This window comes from Oleiagrimonas sp. MCCC 1A03011 (assembly GCF_003267965.1).
Taxonomy (GTDB): Bacteria; Pseudomonadota; Gammaproteobacteria; order Xanthomonadales; family Rhodanobacteraceae; genus Oleiagrimonas; species Oleiagrimonas citrea.
Window position 1 is genome coordinate 357,709 of sequence record NZ_MSPY01000002.1, and the last position, 16,323, is coordinate 374,031.

General features: G+C 65.1%; 21 protein-coding genes and 1 tRNA gene. 15 read left to right on the top strand and 7 right to left on the bottom strand.

Annotated elements, in window-relative coordinates; all coding sequences use genetic code 11:
- Positions 1-109 precede the first annotated feature (109 nt).
- Entirely contained in the window at positions 110-400 is a 291-nt protein-coding gene (locus BTJ49_RS05230) for a hypothetical protein (RefSeq protein ID WP_113064306.1), read from the top strand.
- A 99-nt stretch (positions 401-499) separates the two neighbouring features.
- Here the strand turns inward: BTJ49_RS05230 and BTJ49_RS05235 are convergent, their stop codons facing one another.
- Positions 500-1,180, bottom strand: coding sequence for an energy transducer TonB (locus BTJ49_RS05235; RefSeq protein ID WP_113064307.1), 681 nt, complete (start codon positions 1,178-1,180; stop codon positions 500-502).
- Positions 1,181-1,354: 174 nt separating this feature from the next.
- Complete coding sequence (locus BTJ49_RS05240; RefSeq protein WP_146742280.1) at positions 1,355-2,179, bottom strand: universal stress protein; 825 nt, start codon at positions 2,177-2,179, stop codon at positions 1,355-1,357.
- Positions 2,180-2,337: 158 nt separating this feature from the next.
- Between BTJ49_RS05240 and BTJ49_RS05245 the strand changes: the two genes are divergently transcribed.
- Together BTJ49_RS05245 and BTJ49_RS05250 are read left to right on the top strand one after the other, a co-directional pair.
- Positions 2,338-2,763: a hypothetical protein gene (locus BTJ49_RS05245; protein ID WP_240601755.1), complete on the top strand. Its 426-nt coding sequence runs from the start codon at positions 2,338-2,340 to the stop codon at positions 2,761-2,763.
- A gap of 118 nt (positions 2,764-2,881) precedes the next feature.
- Complete coding sequence (locus BTJ49_RS05250) at positions 2,882-3,577, top strand: hemolysin III family protein (protein WP_113064310.1); 696 nt, start codon at positions 2,882-2,884, stop codon at positions 3,575-3,577.
- 5 nt (positions 3,578-3,582) lie between these two features.
- Here the strand turns inward: BTJ49_RS05250 and BTJ49_RS05255 are convergent, their stop codons facing one another.
- On the bottom strand, positions 3,583-4,062 hold the full coding sequence (locus tag BTJ49_RS05255; RefSeq protein ID WP_113064566.1) for a DUF456 family protein: 480 nt from the start codon (positions 4,060-4,062) through the stop codon (positions 3,583-3,585).
- Between the two features lie 77 nt (positions 4,063-4,139).
- On the bottom strand, positions 4,140-4,916 hold the full coding sequence (locus tag BTJ49_RS05260; protein ID WP_113064311.1) for a ferredoxin--NADP reductase: 777 nt from the start codon (positions 4,914-4,916) through the stop codon (positions 4,140-4,142).
- Positions 4,917-5,035: 119 nt separating this feature from the next.
- Here BTJ49_RS05260 and dusA point away from each other — a divergent pair, with 119 nt between their 5' ends.
- The 4 genes from dusA to BTJ49_RS05280 all read left to right on the top strand — a co-directional run bounded on the left by dusA (position 5,036) and on the right by BTJ49_RS05280 (position 8,618).
- Entirely contained in the window at positions 5,036-6,073 is a 1,038-nt protein-coding gene (gene dusA, locus BTJ49_RS05265) for a tRNA dihydrouridine(20/20a) synthase DusA (RefSeq protein WP_113064567.1), read from the top strand.
- Positions 6,074-6,159: 86 nt separating this feature from the next.
- On the top strand, positions 6,160-6,456 hold the full coding sequence (locus tag BTJ49_RS05270) for a PepSY domain-containing protein (RefSeq protein ID WP_113064312.1): 297 nt from the start codon (positions 6,160-6,162) through the stop codon (positions 6,454-6,456).
- A gap of 13 nt (positions 6,457-6,469) precedes the next feature.
- Positions 6,470-7,165, top strand: a complete 696-nt coding sequence (locus BTJ49_RS05275) for a response regulator transcription factor (protein ID WP_113064313.1) — start codon at positions 6,470-6,472, stop codon at positions 7,163-7,165.
- Positions 7,166-7,238: 73 nt separating this feature from the next.
- Entirely contained in the window at positions 7,239-8,618 is a 1,380-nt protein-coding gene (locus BTJ49_RS05280) for a sensor histidine kinase (protein ID WP_113064314.1), read from the top strand.
- A gap of 21 nt (positions 8,619-8,639) precedes the next feature.
- Here BTJ49_RS05280 and BTJ49_RS05285 read toward each other — a convergent pair whose 3' ends face one another.
- Positions 8,640-9,011 carry a hypothetical protein gene (locus tag BTJ49_RS05285; RefSeq protein WP_240151596.1) on the bottom strand — a complete coding sequence of 124 codons (372 nt, stop codon included), beginning with the start codon at positions 9,009-9,011 and terminating at the stop codon, positions 8,640-8,642.
- A 201-nt stretch (positions 9,012-9,212) separates the two neighbouring features.
- Here BTJ49_RS05285 and BTJ49_RS05290 point away from each other — a divergent pair, with 201 nt between their 5' ends.
- The 5 genes from BTJ49_RS05290 (at position 9,213) to BTJ49_RS05310 (ending at position 12,628) form a co-directional block, all read left to right on the top strand.
- Positions 9,213-10,175, top strand: a complete 963-nt coding sequence (locus BTJ49_RS05290; RefSeq protein WP_113064315.1) for a biotin--[acetyl-CoA-carboxylase] ligase — start codon at positions 9,213-9,215, stop codon at positions 10,173-10,175.
- Positions 10,172-10,927: a type III pantothenate kinase gene (locus tag BTJ49_RS05295; RefSeq protein ID WP_113064316.1), complete on the top strand. Its 756-nt coding sequence runs from the start codon at positions 10,172-10,174 to the stop codon at positions 10,925-10,927. Before BTJ49_RS05290 ends, BTJ49_RS05295 begins: the two co-directional genes overlap by 4 nt.
- Positions 10,928-10,967: 40 nt before the next feature.
- Positions 10,968-11,636 (top strand): SPOR domain-containing protein, encoded by a 669-nt coding sequence (locus BTJ49_RS05300; RefSeq protein ID WP_113064317.1) that lies wholly within the window; start codon positions 10,968-10,970, stop codon positions 11,634-11,636.
- A 51-nt stretch (positions 11,637-11,687) separates the two neighbouring features.
- Positions 11,688-11,763: transfer RNA gene (locus BTJ49_RS05305), tRNA-Thr, on the top strand.
- A gap of 229 nt (positions 11,764-11,992) precedes the next feature.
- Positions 11,993-12,628, top strand: a complete 636-nt coding sequence (locus BTJ49_RS05310) for an NYN domain-containing protein (protein ID WP_113064318.1) — start codon at positions 11,993-11,995, stop codon at positions 12,626-12,628.
- Between the two features lie 199 nt (positions 12,629-12,827).
- On the opposite strand, the gene BTJ49_RS05315 is transcribed toward BTJ49_RS05310, so the two are convergent.
- The gene (locus tag BTJ49_RS05315; protein WP_113064319.1) at positions 12,828-13,025 is read right to left on the bottom strand and encodes a hypothetical protein; all 198 of its coding nucleotides are present in this window, start codon (positions 13,023-13,025) and stop codon (positions 12,828-12,830) included.
- Between the two features lie 163 nt (positions 13,026-13,188).
- Between BTJ49_RS05315 and rocF the strand changes: the two genes are divergently transcribed.
- Complete coding sequence (rocF, locus tag BTJ49_RS05320; RefSeq protein WP_113064320.1) at positions 13,189-14,109, top strand: arginase; 921 nt, start codon at positions 13,189-13,191, stop codon at positions 14,107-14,109.
- Positions 14,110-14,175: 66 nt separating this feature from the next.
- On the opposite strand, the gene BTJ49_RS05325 is transcribed toward rocF, so the two are convergent.
- Positions 14,176-14,505, bottom strand: coding sequence for a YegP family protein (locus BTJ49_RS05325; protein WP_113064321.1), 330 nt, complete (start codon positions 14,503-14,505; stop codon positions 14,176-14,178).
- 119 nt (positions 14,506-14,624) lie between these two features.
- Here BTJ49_RS05325 and BTJ49_RS05330 point away from each other — a divergent pair, with 119 nt between their 5' ends.
- Together BTJ49_RS05330 and BTJ49_RS05335 are read left to right on the top strand one after the other, a co-directional pair.
- The gene (locus BTJ49_RS05330) at positions 14,625-15,986 is read left to right on the top strand and encodes a tryptophan--tRNA ligase (RefSeq protein ID WP_113064322.1); all 1,362 of its coding nucleotides are present in this window, start codon (positions 14,625-14,627) and stop codon (positions 15,984-15,986) included.
- A complete protein-coding gene (locus BTJ49_RS05335) occupies positions 15,986-16,300 on the top strand; it encodes a hypothetical protein (RefSeq protein WP_113064323.1) in 315 nt (104 codons plus the stop codon). The genes BTJ49_RS05330 and BTJ49_RS05335 overlap by 1 nt, the downstream gene beginning before the upstream one ends.
- The last annotated feature ends 23 nt before the right edge of the window (positions 16,301-16,323 follow it).

A 16,323-nucleotide genomic window follows, 5' to 3' on the forward strand; every position in this document is an offset into this window, starting at 1 on the left:
GATGCGGGGCGTTCGACGGAGGCGTAAGATGAAGCGTGACAAAAAGGGCTTTGGCAATGCTTAACTCGCCGCCCGATGCTATCCGCGCGAATCGCGCGAGGAGACAACGATGATCGAGCTTTTTGTGGTCGTGGCCGTGATTGGTGCGCTGTGGCTGGTCGGTTCGTTGATCGGCCTGATGTTCAAGCTGGTCTTCGGCCTGGTGGGTGGGCTGTTCAGTCTGCTCGGCGGGCTGCTTGCGCTGGTTGTCGGGCTGGCCGTTCTGCCGTTCGCACTGCTGGCGCTGTTGCCCGCGGTCCTGCCGGTGCTGCTCGTGGTCGGCGTCGTCTGGCTGATCGCGCGCGCCGCGAGTCACTCCACGCCGGCGCATCCGCCGCACGAAAGTCATCGCGCGGCCTGATCCGCATGGGTCGACGGGCCGCGAAGAACGCGACCCGTCGGCGTCCTTGAGCCGTGAAGCCGCGTCACCTCGGCGGCGAGCGCGTGACGGCATGGATCGTCATGGACGCTGCAAACTGAAGACCACCGGCACCATCGCCCAGGCTGCGGAGGCGTGGCCGTCGACCGTGGCCGGCTGGAATCGCCATTTGCGCAGAACCTGCAGGCGTGCCGTGCGATCCAGCAACGGATAGCCGCTGCTTTGTGCGACCTGCACATCCTGAGGCCGCCCCTGTGCGTCGACCAGCACGCGCAGCATCACCGTACCCTGCATGCCGGCGCGGCGAGCCGCGGTCGGGTAGATTGGCGTGGGCGCGAGCGCGTAGGCCAGGTTCGCGTGGACAGGCCCCGGGGGCACGGTGGTCGGTGTCGTGGTCGGGGCGATGTCGCTGGGCATCGCGGGCGGCACGACATCCGGCTGTGGTGTGGACATCGGCGTCGGCGCAACCTGCGTCACAGGAGCCGGTGTCGGGGCAGGCCGTGTCTTGTGCACGACCGGCTTGGATTTGGGGCGTTTCGGCATCACCACTGGCGGAAGCGGTTTGGGCGTCGCCACCGGTTTGGGTTCGATGATTCGCACCTGCAGCACCGGCCGGGTGGGCGTCAGTTTCAGAACCGGCGACAGCGGACGCATGGCCATTAGCAGCAGGGCAGCATTCAGGCTGATGGCTGCACTGATCGCGACGATGCGCGCCAGATCCGGGTGAACGGTCGGAGTGCGTTCGAGAACGGTTGGGGACATGGCCACCTCCTTTGCATGAGGAACGAGGCGCGTGGTGCCCGGAGCCGACGCGATGCAACGCGCGAGCGGCGCCCGGTTTTCACCTGCGCTTCGTTCTTCATGGAACGCACATGAACGTCGAACGGGGTTAACGCATGGGCGTATGGATGGCCAGGTGTCCGTTTTCGGGGTGGATCAGTGCGCGACGAGAAGCGGAAAAGCGCGCTGTCCAAAAAGGTGGCGGGTCGCGCCGCCCAGCACCAGTTCGGCCAGGCGTGAGCGTCCCCAGGCGCCCATCACGATCAGGTCCGCGTTGTCGTCCCTGGCGCGTGCTTCGATGGCCGGACCCGATGCGCCGTCCGGCTGGAATGGTTCGATAGTCGCCTTGATGTCGTGGCGATCCAGCCATTCCTGCAGGTGCAGCGTCGGCGGACGCATCGGATCAACGCGCTCAGCATCGCTGCTGCCGTCGAGAATGCGGACGTGGGTCGCGCGAGTCAGCAGCGGTCGCGCGCCGCGCAACGCGAGGGTCGATTCGCGACTGCCGTTCCAGGCCACCACGATGCGTTCGCCGCAGGTTTCGTTCGTCATGTCCTCGGGCAGGATCAGCACCGGGCAGCGGCAGCCGAACACGCTGCGCGAGATCGTGCCGTAGCCGAGCGGCGTGTCGCGATGCTCGTCGCTGCGGGCCAGGATGAGCATTTCGTACGCCGCCGCCATGTGGCAGAGCACGGTCGAGGCATCGCCCTGCGCGGCATGCCAGCGGCCGTTCAGATTCATGGACTCCAGTTGCTGCGCGAACCACGCATCGCGTTCGCGCGCATGCGTGAACTGCCGCTGCACGGTGTCCATCTGCATGGGTACGGCCTCGGGCACGCTGAAGGCGGCGGGCGGCAGGGGCACGATCTGCACGCCGTCGAGGCCCGCGTGAAGGCGGTGTGCGACGTGTCCGGCGATGCGGAGCGCCGTGGTCGGTGCATCGTCCGGACCGACCCTGACCAGAAATTGCATACTTGGCATGGTGCTGTTCCCGATGGTCTGGCTGTCACTCTAGACCGATCCGCGCAGGCATTGAAGCCGCGTCGTGCATCCTGCGCGCGTTGCCTGCACGTTCATCTTCGAGTGCCAGAATGGAGCTTTCAACCATCCGTAGGGAGAGTGGCGACATGCGCAACTGGATGATTCCGACCTTGCTTCTGGCAACCCTTGCCTTCGCCGCGCCGCACACGGCCCGTGCGGCGGATCTTTCGTGCAAGCTGCGCTACAGCCTTTCGGGCTGGTCGATCTTCTACAAGACCGCCAAGGGCTCGGGCACAGTGACCTGTTCCAACGGACAGAGTGTGCACGTGCGCATTCGCGTGAAGGGCGGTGGCCTGACGTTCGGCAAGACCGAGGTCCACAACGGCGTCGGCAAGTTCACCGGTCTGTCCTCGATCGATCAGGTGTACGGCCACTACGCCACGGCCGGCGCGCATGCCGGTGTCGACGACAAGAGTGCCTCGTCGGGTGTGGTCACCAAGGGCAACGTGTCGCTGGCGCTGGCCGGAAAGGGCAAGGGCTGGAACCTCGGCGTGGACGCAGGCGCATTCATCATCGAACGCTGAGGCGTCGCTTCGCGTCCGCGATGTGACGAAACATCGCATCGCGGGTGCTCGCAAGATTCCGTACGCTCGGGTATGTTGAAGTCGTGCCGCGCCTGGCGCGGCGTTTCGGAGTTTCGCCATGACATCCTCGGCGCCTGCCGCCGCGCTGGACCGGTTCGACCTTCTCGACGAAATCGCCAGCAGCGTCACACATGGCATCGGCATCCTGCTCAGCATCGCCGGTCTGGTGGTGTTGGTGGCCTTCGCCATGCAGTACGGAGAAGCGAGAGCCATCGCTTCCTGCGCCGTGTTCGGCAGCACGCTGGTGCTGCTATACACGGCCTCGACGGTCTACCACACCACGTCGAGCGTGCAGCATCCGGAGCCTTCGCCGCGGGTGGAGCCTTGGCTGCGCCGGCTGGATCACATCGCGATCTATCTGCTGATTGCCGGAACCTATACGCCGTTCACGCTGCTGGCTCTTCCCGGTGCCTGGGGCTGGAGCTTGTTCGGTACGGTGTGGATGCTGGCGATCATCGGCAGCGTGGTGGAGCTGGGCTTCCTGCACGAGGTGCGCTGGCTGGCCTCGCTGCTGTATATCGCCATGGGCTGGATCGGGCTGGTCGCGATCGGTCCGCTGATCGAGCATGTCGCCACGGGTGGCTTGGTGCTGCTGTTCGCCGGCGGTGTGGCGTACACGTTGGGCGTGCCGTTCTACTTGAGCCGGCGGCTGCCATTCAATCACACCATCTGGCATCTGTTCGTGCTGGCCGGAAGCGTGCTGCACTACCTGGCCGTGCTGCTGTATGTGCTGCCGAACGCGCCGGCAGGCTGACGGATTCACCACAGCATCGCGAAGGCGAACAGCGCCAGCATCACGAACGACAGCACCAGCTTCGCCAGTGTCCCGAGCAGCAGTCCGATCCAGGTGCCGACGCCGACATGGGTCGAGCGCAATACGCTGCTTCCCGACGTCAATTCGCCGGCGAGCGCGCCGGCGAACGGCCCCAGCAACAGGCCCGGGAGACCGAAGAACAGGCCGATCACGGTGCCGATGGCCGATCCCCACAGCGCAGCTGGCGTAGCACCGACGCGTTTGGCGCCGAAGACGCTGGCGACCAGGTCCAGCAGCATCGCCAGCGCACCGATCAGGCCGATGATGATGAGCCACCAGAAGCCGACGTGGTGGTAGCCGTCGACGGCAGCCGCCAGCCACAGGCCGGCGTAGAGAATCGGAACGCCGGGCAGCGCCGGCAGGATGGCGCCGGCCAGGCCGATGACGACCAGCACGGCGGCCAGCACATACAGAAGGATGTCGATCCAGGGCATGACGTCATCATGCCCGTTTCGTCGCGGCGAGCGCTACCGCCATTCGGCACGATCGCCGAGGCCGAGGGTCACTTCTCGACGAAGGCGCGTTCGATGACGTAGTCGCCGGGTTCGCGGGTGCGCGGCGAGACCTGGAAACCGCGCGCATCCAGCATGGCGCTGGTGTCGTCCAGCATCGACGGGCTGCCGCACAGCATGGCGCGGTCTTCGTCGGGATTCAGCGGCGGCAGGCCGAGCGCGTCGGTCAGCGCACCGGTCTCGATGGCCGTGGTCAGGCGCCCGGTGTGGCGGAAGGTCTCGCGCGTGACGGAGGGGTAGTACAGCAGCTGTTCGCGCACCAACTCGCCGAGAAATTCGTCGTTCGGAAGCTCCTGCTCGATGTAGTGCGCATAGGCCAGATCCTCGACTTGCCGCACGCCGTGGCACAGGATCACCTTCTCGAAGCGCTCGTAGGTCTCCGGGTCGCGGATCAGGCTCAGGAAGGGAGCCAGGCCGGTGCCGGTGCCGAGCAGATACAGACGCTTGCCGGGCTTGAGGTCGCCCAGTACCAGGGTGCCGGTGGGCTTGCGGCTGACGATGATCTCGTCGTCGACCTTCAGGTGTTGCAGCCGCGAGGTGAGCGGGCCGTCCGGCACCTTGATGGAGAAGAACTCCAGGTATTCGTCGTAGTGCGCGCTGGCGATCGAGTAGGCGCGCATCAACGGGCGTCCGTCGACCGGCAGGCCGATCATGACGAATTGTCCGCTGATGAAGCGGAAACCCGGGTCGCGCGTGGTCTTGAAGCTGAACAGCGAATCGTTCCAGTGGTGCACGTCGAGAACGCGCTCCGTGGCCAGAGCTACCATGCCTTGATCTCTTATGATGTTTGAAGCCGGGGCGCGCCGCCGCCCGTTCGCGGCGCAGCGAGCGGGAGCGCATGTATCCTATGCAGCACGCAGCATCCCGTATTCCGCCGATGTCCGACATGACCGAAGTCAATTTGACGGCCCCGAATGCCGGTTCCGTCGCCTCGTCGCGGGGCGAGGACCACCCCTGGCGTCTGAGCGTCGCGCCGATGATGGACTGGACCGATCGGCACTGCCGCTATTTCCATCGGCTGCTGTCGCCGCATGCGCGATTGTATACCGAGATGGTCACCGCTGCCGCGCTGGTCCACGGCAATCGCCTGCATCTGCTCGAGCACAATCAGGAAGAACACCCGGTGGCGCTGCAGCTGGGCGGCAGTGAGCCGGACGAGCTGGCGCAGGCCGCACGGCATGGCGCGGAGGCCGGCTACGACGAGATCAACCTCAATGTCGGCTGCCCGTCGGACCGCGTGCAGTCCGGGCGCTTCGGCGCCTGCCTCATGTTGGAACCGAAGCGGGTGGCCGATTGCGTGCGTGCCATGCGCGAGACGGTTCCGGTGCCGGTGACGGTGAAGTGCCGCATCGGCGTCGACGACCAGGACAGCGAAGCCGATCTGCAGCGGTTCACCGAATGCATGGTCGACGCCGGCGTGGAGATCCTCATCGTGCATGCCCGCAAGGCCTGGCTGCAGGGACTGAGCCCGAAGGAGAACCGGGAAGTGCCGCCGCTGGACTACGGCCGCGTGTACCGGCTGCGCGAAGCGTTCCCGCAGCTCAGCATCATCATCAATGGCGGCATCGTCGACGTCGACGCCACGGTGACGCACTTGCAGCACGTCGATGGCGTGATGCTCGGCCGCGCGGCCTACCAGCATCCGTGGATCCTGGCCGAGCTGGACGCGCGGCTCTGGGGCACCCCGTTGCCGGACCGCGTCGAACTGCTGCGCCGCATGCGGCCCTATGCCGAGGCCGAGATGGCCCGTGGCGGCCAGCTCAAGCACATCGTGCGGCACATGCTCGGTCTGTTCCACGGCGCGCCCGGTGCACGCCGCTTCCGTCGCGTGCTGAGCGAGGGTGTGCATCGCCCGGAGGCCGACTGGACTTTGGTCGAGAAAGCGATTTCCGCGCTCGGTCCGATGCGTCAGGATGCGGCCTGAAATACGCGGTTCAGCACGAATTCAATGCCGCCCGTCATCATGGACGCGGCATTGATCCATTCGTACGCATCCCGCAGGGGGTTTTGATGACTGCCAGCGCACGCATTCTGGCTATCGCACTGCTCTGTTCCATCGGCGTCGCCGCCATGGCCGCGCAGCACGCGCCTGCGCGCACGCACGTAACCAAGCCGCAGTCGAAGGCGCCGTTGACGCTGGAACAGGCCGTGGCGCGCGTGCAGAATCAGACTGGCGGCAAGGTGCTGAAGGCCGATTCGCGCAATTTCGGCCGGATCGTCGAATATCGGATCAAGGTACTCACGCCCAAGGGGCATGTGCGCGTGGTGACGCTACGCAGCGACCAGCGCGTCACGGAATCGAATTGAAGGAGAGACATCCATGCGAATCCTTTTGGTAGAGGATGAGGCGCCGCTGCGCGAGACGCTGGCGGCCAGGCTGAAGCGTGACGGTTTCGCCGTCGATGCGGCGTCGGACGGCGAAGAGGGCCAGTATCTGGGCCGCGAGGTGCCGTTCGATCTGGCCATCATCGACCTCGGCCTGCCGAAGATGTCGGGCATGGAGCTGGTCAAGTCGCTGCGCGAGGACGGGCAACGCTATCCGATCCTGATCCTCACTGCGCGCTCGAGCTGGCAGGACAAGGTCGAGGGCCTCAAGCACGGCGCCGACGACTACATGATCAAGCCGTTCCACGTCGAGGAGCTGCTGGCGCGCATCAATGCGCTGGTTCGTCGTGCCAGCGGCTGGTCGCGCCCGGTGCTGGCCTGCGGTCCGGTGCACCTGGATACCACCGCGCAGACGGTGACGGTCAACGGCAAGCCGGTCGATCTGACCAGCTACGAATACAAGGTGCTCGAATACCTGATGATGCATGCCGGCGAGCTGGTCTCGAAGGCCGACCTGACCGAGCACATCTACCAACAGGATTTCGACCGCGATTCCAATGTGCTCGAGGTCTTCATCGGCCGTCTGCGCCGCAAGCTGGACCCGGACGGCGAGATCAAGCCGATCGAGACCGTGCGCGGTCGCGGCTACCGTTTCGCGATTCCGCGCGACGAGGTCGTCGAAGACGAATGACGCCCTTGTCCAGGCGTCCTGAACGTGTCCGCGCCTTGCTGCGCGGGCGCGTCGCTTCGGGCATCATTCCGACATGAGTTCCCGCCGTCCGCTCTCGCTGATCACGCGCTCGACGCTGGCCACGGGGCTGGCCCTGATCGCCTTTCTGGGGCTGGCCGGCCTGTCGCTGGATCGTGCCTATTTCGAGAGCGCGCGCGCCGCGCTGCGCGATCGTCTTCAGGGATACGTGTACGCCTATCTCGCCTCGACCGACGTCGGCCGTGGCGGCCGCGTACTGTCGCCCGATTCGCCGCCGCCGCATTCGGATTTCCTGCAGCCGGGTTCGGGCCTGTACGCGGTCATCGACGGCGGCGACGGCTACCACTGGGAGTCGCCGTCCGCGGTAGGCCGGCGACTGGGACTGCAGGAGCACCTGCAGCCGGGACAGAGTTCGTTCCGCGGTCCGGTGCAGAGCAGTGTCGGCGGCATGTACATCTACAGTCAGGGTGTGGCCTACGACGGTCCGCGCGGCAAGCCGGTCGATCTCACGTTCACCGTGGCGCAGACGCAGACGCAGTTTGTCAGTCAGCTGAGCGTCTACCGCAGAACGCTGTTCACCTGGCTTGCGGCGCTGGGACTGGTGCTGTTGCTGCTGCAGTTGCTGTTGCTGCGCTGGAGTCTGTTCCCGTTGCGCCGGGTGTCGTCCGATCTGGCGCGGGTGGATCGCGGCGACAGCGACCGGCTGGAGGGCGAGTATCCGATCGAGCTGTCCGGCCTCACCCACAGCCTGAACAATTTCATCGAGAACGAGCGTCGCAGTCTGACCCGCAACCGCAATATCCTGGCCGACCTGGCGCATAGTCTGAAGACGCCGCTGGCGGTGGTGCGTTCGCGTCTGGAGCTGGGCGACGTGCATGACGAAGCGCGTAAGGACATCACCGATCAGGTCCAGCGCATGGACGATATCGTCGCCTATCAGTTGTCACGCGCGGCATCCTCGGGCGTGCAGACCTTCGTCGCCCCGGTCGAGGTGGCGCAGCATGCGGAGGATCTGGTGCAGGGGCTGGAAAAGGTCCACGCCGCGCGCAACGTGCTGTGCGAATTCGAGATCGAGGTCGAGGCGCGTTTCTACGGCGAATCCGGCGATCTGCTCGAGATTCTCGGCAACCTGCTGGAGAACGCCTTCAAGTGGGCCGATCACCGTGTGTTGCTGAGCGCCCAGCCGTTGCCCGAACGAGGCAAGCGTCGCCCGGGGCTGGAGATTTCGGTGGAGGACGACGGTCCGGGCATCGACGCCGATCAGGTCGAGCGCATTCTGCAGCGCGGCGTGCGCGGCGACGAGCGCGTGCAGGGGCACGGCATCGGTCTTTCCATCGTGCAGGACATCGTCCATTCGCACAACGCGACGCTGGAAGTGACACGCTCGGAGGAATTGGGCGGGGCCCACTTCCGCATCCGTTTCAGTGCGGCCTGAGCGGGAGGCGGGGCTACGGGTTTACTGGATCGAGCCGGGCAGCAGCGATTGCCAGCCGAGGCTCGGATGCGCGTCACCGGAACTGTCCGACCCACCGTTGCGGCTGCTGCCGCAGCGCCCGATGCTGGAAGATGCGGTGGCGGACGAGCTGTCTTCGCAGCCGATGCCACTGTCGCTCGACGCATGGCTGGACGCGCTCGTCGATCCGGAAGGGACGCTCAGGTCGCCCGTGGCGCCGTTGGCGCTGTCGTCATGCGTGGCATTGCGGCTGCTGTGCGCACTACCGTGCGTGGTGCCGTGACCCAGCAGCCCATCATTCTTGGCGTAGGCGCCCGGCGCCGCGAGAAACGCGCCGCTGAACAGCAGAACCAGCAATGCTTGGGTGGGTCGCATGGGCCAACCTCGGAACCCGGATCAGACCCCGAATACTCGCAGAATGCCCTGCAAGATGCCAGTGGCCGGCAAAAATGGCGTGCGTCTCTTCCGTCTGCGAGTCGGGCGTGGTGCAATCGGTGTCTTCCGCCGGAAAACATCCCTTTAGCTTTATGTCGCGTTGTAGTCCGAACCGTTCGATGCCGATGCAGGGGCGTACGCATGCAGCCGCGTGAGCTGCTGGCTGCGTTGGCCGACGGCGCGCCGTTGTCCGGTGCGGAACTGGCGCGGCAACTGGGGTTGACCCGTGCGGCCGTGTGGAAGCAGGTCGAGCAGTTGCGTCAGCAGGGGCTGCCGATCGAAGCGCAGCGTGGTGCGGGGTACCGCTTACCTTGGCCGGTTCAGTTGCTGGATGCCGAGCGCATTGCCGAAGGCTGTACGCCGAGTCCGGCTGCGCTGGAAGTGCATTGGTCGCTGGATTCGACATCCAGCGAGTGCCAGCGTCGGGCCTCGACGCTGCCCGATGCAAGCATCATGCTGGCCGAGACCCAGCACGCTGGCCGAGGGCGACGCGGACGCAGTTGGCTGTCGCCCCCGGGCTTGAACATGTATCTGTCCTGCCTGAAGCGCTTCGAGCGCGGATTCGCGGCGTTGTCCGGCTTGTCGCTGGCGGTCGGTGTGGCGCTAGTGCGCGCCCTGACCGCGCTGGGGTACGACGATGTCGGCCTGAAATGGCCCAATGATGTGCTAGTGCGCAGTCGGGGCGCCAAGCTGGCCGGCATCCTGGTCGAACTCAGCGGGGAATACCAAGGGCCGAGTACGGCGGTCATCGGTGTCGGATTGAATCTGCGCTTGCCCGAGGCGTTGCGTTTGCAGGCCGGGCAGGCGGTTGCGGATCTGGCCGAACTCGATGTGGAGCTTCCGGATCGCAATCGCGTGGTGGCCGAAGTGATCGGGCAGTTGCTGCGTGCCCTGCAGACGTTCGACACGCACGGTTTCGAGGCATTCGTGGAGGAGTACGCCGCGCGCGATCTGCTGCGCGAGCGCCATCTGCGCTTGAGCGATGCGCGCGGCCAGTACGAGGCGTTCGGCGATGGCGTCGACGCGCGTGGTGCGTTGCGCGTGCTTCGCGAGGGGCAGTCCGTGCTGGTCGACAGCGCCGATGTCACGGTGCGCGCGTCATGACGGTGCTGCTGGATCTGGGCAACACGCGCTTGAAGTGGGCCGTGCGCGACCACGCGACGCTGTCTGCATCGCAGGCGATACCGTGGACCGCACTGGACGATGCCGGTGCGCTGCAGCCGCTGATCGACGCGGTCCGCTCCGAAGGCGGTCGCATTCTGGCGGCTTCCGTGGCGGGCGAGGCGCGCGAGACGCGAATCGTCGAGGCGTTGGCCGCGCAGGGTCTGCCCGCGCCGCGCTGGGTGCGTACACCGGCCAAGGCGTGCGGCGTGCGCAACGGCTACCGCGATCCATCGCGACTCGGCGTGGATCGTTTTCTGGCGATGGTGGCGGCGCTGCACGCCGGTGCCGCGCCGTGCGTGGTGGTCAGCGCCGGGACAGCGCTGACGCTGGACGCGCTGGATGCCGAGGGGCATCATCTCGGTGGGCTGATCGCTCCCGGTCCGCGCTTGATGCAACGCGCGTTGCATGAGGCGGCGGCCCAGCTGCCTCCGCCTCAGGACGCGCCGATCCAAGAGCGGGCGGACGGAACCGAGTCGGCCATCGCCTCGGGTTGCTGGCAGGCGGCCTTGGCGCTGATCGAGCGATTCCATGCGCGCAATGTGGGGCTGCTGGGCGATCACGCAGGCTTGCTGCTTTCCGGCGGCGACGCGCGGGCGCTGGCCGCGCATCTGGACATGCCGGCGCAGATACAACCGGATCTGGTTCTTCACGGTTTGGCGGCATGGGACGCTGCACAGTCATCCGCATCATGAGCGCGGTCGCTACAATGGCTGCCTCGACCGAGGGTGTTCGATGTTCGTCCGACTGCTGTTTCTGTTGTTGATCGCGCTCAATGTCGGTGTCGGTGCGTGGCTGGCCTTCGGCGATGGCGGCAAGCGGCCGATGCCGGTAGCCGCCGATCCCGGCGTGCCCGAACTGCATCTGCTTTCCGAGGGTCGCGGCCACGCCGGTGTCCCGCAGGTGGTGTCCCACCCGAGCGAGGCCAGGAAACATGCCGTGCAGGCGGGCAGTCGTTGCCTCAGCATCGGTCCCTTCGACACGCAGTCCGACACGCGTGACGCCGTGCGTGCGCTGACTGCGCACGTGGCCGACATCCAGTACCGCCAGGAGCAGACCACGCAGTCGAGTGGGTGGTGGGTTTATCTGCCGCCGCTGTCGTCGCGCGACCAGGCGCTGGCGATGGCCCGCAAACTGTCCGCCAAGGGCGTCAGCGACTACTACGTGGTCACGGCCGGGGATCGCCAGAACACCATTTCGCTGGGCCTTTTCCACGATCCGGATAATGCTCGTCGCCGGCAGCAGAAGCTGATCGATCTGGGCTTCAAGCCGGAGCTCAAGGAACGCACCGAGACATTGCCCGAATACTGGGTCGACATCGCGCTGCCCGCCGACCCGAAGTTCGACTGGCGCGTCTACGTGCCGCGCGCCGACGTCAGCGCCAAGCCGGTCTCGTGCTTCTGAGCGCCGGGGAGTCCGCAACGCGCGTCTGTGCCTGCTAGAATGCCGCGCCATGCCGGCATAGCTCAGTTGGTAGAGCAACCGCCTTGTAAGCGGTAGGTCCTCCGTTCGAGTCGGAGTGCCGGCACCATAAAATCAATGACATACGAGAAATTTGGCGTGCCTGAACCTCGGCGAGGCACCGAGTAGGCGACAAACTTATCCATAGGGATAAGAATTTTTCTGTGTTTAAATTTGTGGATAGTTATTGACGAGTCAGTCAATAACCTCAAGAATAGTTAACGAAAACTCCCCCGCCCACTTCTGGTGGTCGGGTACAAGGCTCCTTCGGGAGCCTTGGCTTTTTCAGGGGACGAAAAATGCGCACGGCGGTCTATGTCGACGGGTTCAACCTGTACTACCGGGCATTGAAAAGGACTTCTTATCGTTGGGTAGATCTCTTAGCGCTCTCCCAGCAGATGGTCAGACCGGTCAACAAAGTCGTTTTGATCAAGTACTTCACTGCTCGAGTCAAGTCCAACGCATACAAGCCCGATCAGCATGTGCGGCAGGACGCGTACTTGCGTGCCATCAAAGCCCACATTCCTTGCCTTCAAGTGTATGAAGGGCAGTTCTACCAGCACAAAGTACGCATGCCCCTCGCGCATCCTCCGGCTTCGGGTCCGAGAACAGTTGAGGTAATCAAGTCCGAAGAAAAGGGTTCCGATGTGAACCTGGCCGTTCATTTGGTCAACGATGCCTGGTCGAATCTTTTTGATGTGGCGCTTGTCATCTCAAATGACAGCGATTTGGCTGAGGCCGTCAACCTGGCACGTAGCCAAGGAAAGCCGGTAGGTGTGGTTAACCCATCAGCCTCGGACAAGATGTGCTATGAGCTCCATCGCATTGCCTCGTTCAAGCGTCGAATCGAGGCTAAGCACCTACGGCGTAGCCAAATGCCTGATCCGGTCCGTGATGCAACGGGAGGCGTTATACACAAACCTGTTGCTTGGTGAGCGTCTTGTCGCACGCTTGACGGTCCGGCGCAAAGCTCTCGCAGCTGCTTGGGTTGCAGCTCCCTGAGCTAGATGCATCGGGCCGTAGCTGGGACATGTCCAAGAGTGATACTCAGTCGGCGCAAGTAGTTAAGCTCGCCTTTGATGAATTTGAGCGCCTTAACGTGCGCGCATCAGTGTTCAACTGTCTAGACACTCTTCAGTGGAACCACGGAATCCAGTGCAGGAAGTACGCCGCGATCCAGTACAGGGGCCAGATGCTGGCCAGGAACACGTTCAGTGGAATCTTGATGAACCAGTTCCAGCCTTGGTAGAGGCCGTGTTTGTCGAAGAACATCAGGTAGACGAAGGTCGCGATCGTGCCGACCGTGTACAGGAACGACAGCAGGCGTTTCATGATGGCTCCTCGACTCCCCGGGCAGGGGTGATGATACGTCAGTCCTCGCCGCCGCGCGCCGCGCGCGTGCTGTGTCGAGAGGTCGTGGAGACGGGTGCTTTATAATGAACGGCTATGACGCGGTTGCCGACGCGCCGCGCAAACCCAGATCCATGGAGGTTTCATGAACCGATTTCCGCCCATTTCGCTGATTGGCGTACCCACCGACATCGGCGCCGGCCATCGCGGCGCGCTGATGGGGCCGGATGCCCTGCGCGTGGCCGACATTGACAAGGTGCTGCGCGCGCGCGGCCTGGAAGTGGCCGATCGCGGCAATCTCAGCGGCCCGGTCAATCCGTGGCTGCCGCCGGAGGATGGCTACCGTCATCTGGACGGCGTCATCGAATGGAATCGGCTGACCATGGAGGCGGTCTACGCCGAGCTGAGCAAGGGGCGCCTGCCGATCATGATGGGCGGCGATCACTGCCTGGCGACCGGTTCGATCACCGCCGTGGCGCGCTACTGCCGCGAGCAGGGGCGCAAGCTGCGCATTCTCTGGCTGGACGCGCACACCGACTTCAACACCAGCGAGCTGACGCCGTCGGGCAACATCCACGGCATGCCGGTGGCGTGCCTGTGCGGGCACGGCCCGAAGGGCCTGACCGAGCTGGGCGGCAGCAAGCCGGCGATCGATCCGTCGATGGTGCGGCAGATCGGCATCCGTTCGGTCGACGAGGGCGAGAAGAAGTTCGTCCACGAGGCCGGGCTAGAGGTGTACGACATGCGCTACATCGACGAGTTCGGCATGAAGCGCGCGATGGAAGAGGCGCTGACCGGTCTGGACAAGAACACGCACCTGCATGTCAGCTTCGACGTCGACTTCCTCGATCCGTCGATTGCGCCGGGCGTGGGCACCACGGTGCAGGGCGGGCCGAACTACCGTGAAGCGCAGCTGTGCATGGAGATGATCGCCGACACCGGCCGCATGGGATCGCTCGACGTGGTCGAGCTGAATCCGGCCTACGACGACCACAACCGCACGGCGGAAGTGGCCGTGGATCTGGTCGAGAGCCTGTTCGGCAAGTCCACGCTGATCCGCGGCTGATCTGCGCAGCCGCATGCGCGGCGCTCTGTCCAGAGCGCCGCGCCAAGCCCCTGTCGTGCGGTGCGATCAGCCGTCGGCCAGCTTGGCGCCCGGCGCGTTCTTGGAAACCGAAGCAATGCCGTTGTCGCGCGCGCGCTCGGTCTCGTACATCTCGCTGTTGCCGATGACCTGGCTGTTGCGCGCCTTCAGCACGAAGTAGTGCTTGCCGTTCTTGGCCGTCTTCTTCTCGAAACGCTTGGCGTCGCCGGCGTTCTTGCGCACCGACTCGATGCCGTTGCGCGCGCCGCTGCGCGAGGCGTAGCCCTGGCTGGCCAGAATGACCTCGCCGTTGCCGGCCTTGAGGTGGAAGTGGGTCTTGCCGTTCTTGGCGGTGAACAGTTCGAACTTGCCTGCCATCGTGAATCTCCCGGTGGTGGAAACGACGTGGATACAAGGACTGCTTCGGATCGCAACCGCGCGGCGATTGCATGGACCATGGTATGCCGTAAACTCAACGGCTGTTTGCGCGACGCAGCATGATTATGCGAGTTCTGACCGGCATCACCACCAGTGGCATTCCACATCTTGGCAACTACGTGGGCGCGATCCGCCCCGCCGTGGCCGCCAGTCAGCGCGAGGATGTGGACGCCTTCTACTTCATGGCCGACTACCACGCGCTGATCAAGTGCGACGACCCGGCGCGCGTGCAGCACTCGCGTCTGGCCATCGCCGCGACGTGGCTGGCCTGTGGCCTGGACCCGGACAAGGCGACGATCTATCGCCAGTCCGACATTCCCGAAATTCCCGAGCTGACCTGGCTGCTGACCTGCGTCACCGCCAAGGGCCTGCTCAACCGCGCGCACGCCTACAAGGCGGCAGTGGACGCCAACACGGCCTCCGGCGAGGACCCGGACGCCGGTGTGACCGCGGGTCTGTACATGTACCCGGTGCTGATGGCGGCCGATATTCTCGCGTTCAACGCCAACCGGGTACCGGTCGGTCGCGATCAGGTGCAGCACATCGAGATGGCGCGCGACATCGCGCAGCGCTTCAATCATCTGTACGGGAAGGAGTTCTTCGTCCTGCCCGAGGCGGCCATCGAGGAGCACGTGGCGACGCTGCCGGGCCTGGACGGCCGCAAGATGTCCAAGAGCTACGACAACACCATTCCGCTGTTCGAGGGCGGCGCCAAGGCTACGCGCGCGGCCATCATGCGCATCGTTACCGACTCGCGCGAGCCGGGCGAACCCAAGGATGCCGACGGCTCGGCGCTGTTCACCATCTTCCGCGCCTTTGCCGAGCCGGACGAGACCGCGGCGTTCCGCGCCGATCTTGAGGGCGGTCTGGGTTGGGGCGATGCCAAGCAGCGCCTGTTCGATCGCATCGACGCCGAACTGGCGCCCATGCGTGATCGCTATGCGCATCTGATGGCGCATCCGAACGAGGTCGAGGAGATCCTCATGGCCGGCGCCACGCGCGCGCGTAAGACGTCCGAGCCGCTGCTGGAAACCCTGCGTGAAGCGGTCGGTCTCGGCCGCGGTGCCGTTCAGGCGCCCGCGAAGAAGGAAAAGCGCAAGAAGAAGGGCAAGCAGCTGCGCATGGTCAGTTTCCGCGAGAAGGACGGCAGCTTCCGTTTCCGCATCCTGGCCGCGGATGGCGAAGAGCTGGCGCTTTCGCGCGGCTTCGCCGACCCGAAGGCCGCCGGTGCCTGCATCCAGGAAATCATGGCCATGGGCGAGAAGCTCGCCATCGCGCCGGCCGAAGGCTCGTTCGTGGTCACGCTCAACGGCGAGCCGGTGGCCGAAAGTCCGGTTTTCGCCGACGCCTCGGCGCGCGATGCCGGCATGGATCGCCTGCGTGCCGAACTGGCCGCGCTGGCGGCCGAGGGCAAGGACTGATGGAGTATCTCGGCCTGATCCTGTTGGGGCCGTGGTTGCTCATCCTGGCCTGGGCCTACTGGCGTTTTCCGAAATCCCTGCCGCGCACCGTGGGTCGTCGCCTGTTCGATGCCGGCGTGCTGATCGCGGCTATCGTGGTCGCCTATGCACTGACTCGCTACGGTTTCATGGCGGCGGCCGATCCTGCACGACCCGGCCGGGTCGGTGTCTGGCAAATGGTGGCGCCGGTGCTGTATGCCTACGGCGGATTCTCCCTGGTGCTGTTCCTCGGGCTGTGGCTGCGCCGGATGCGCTGGGGACGGCCCTCGGCTTGACTCCGGCGATTCCCGTTCCGGAC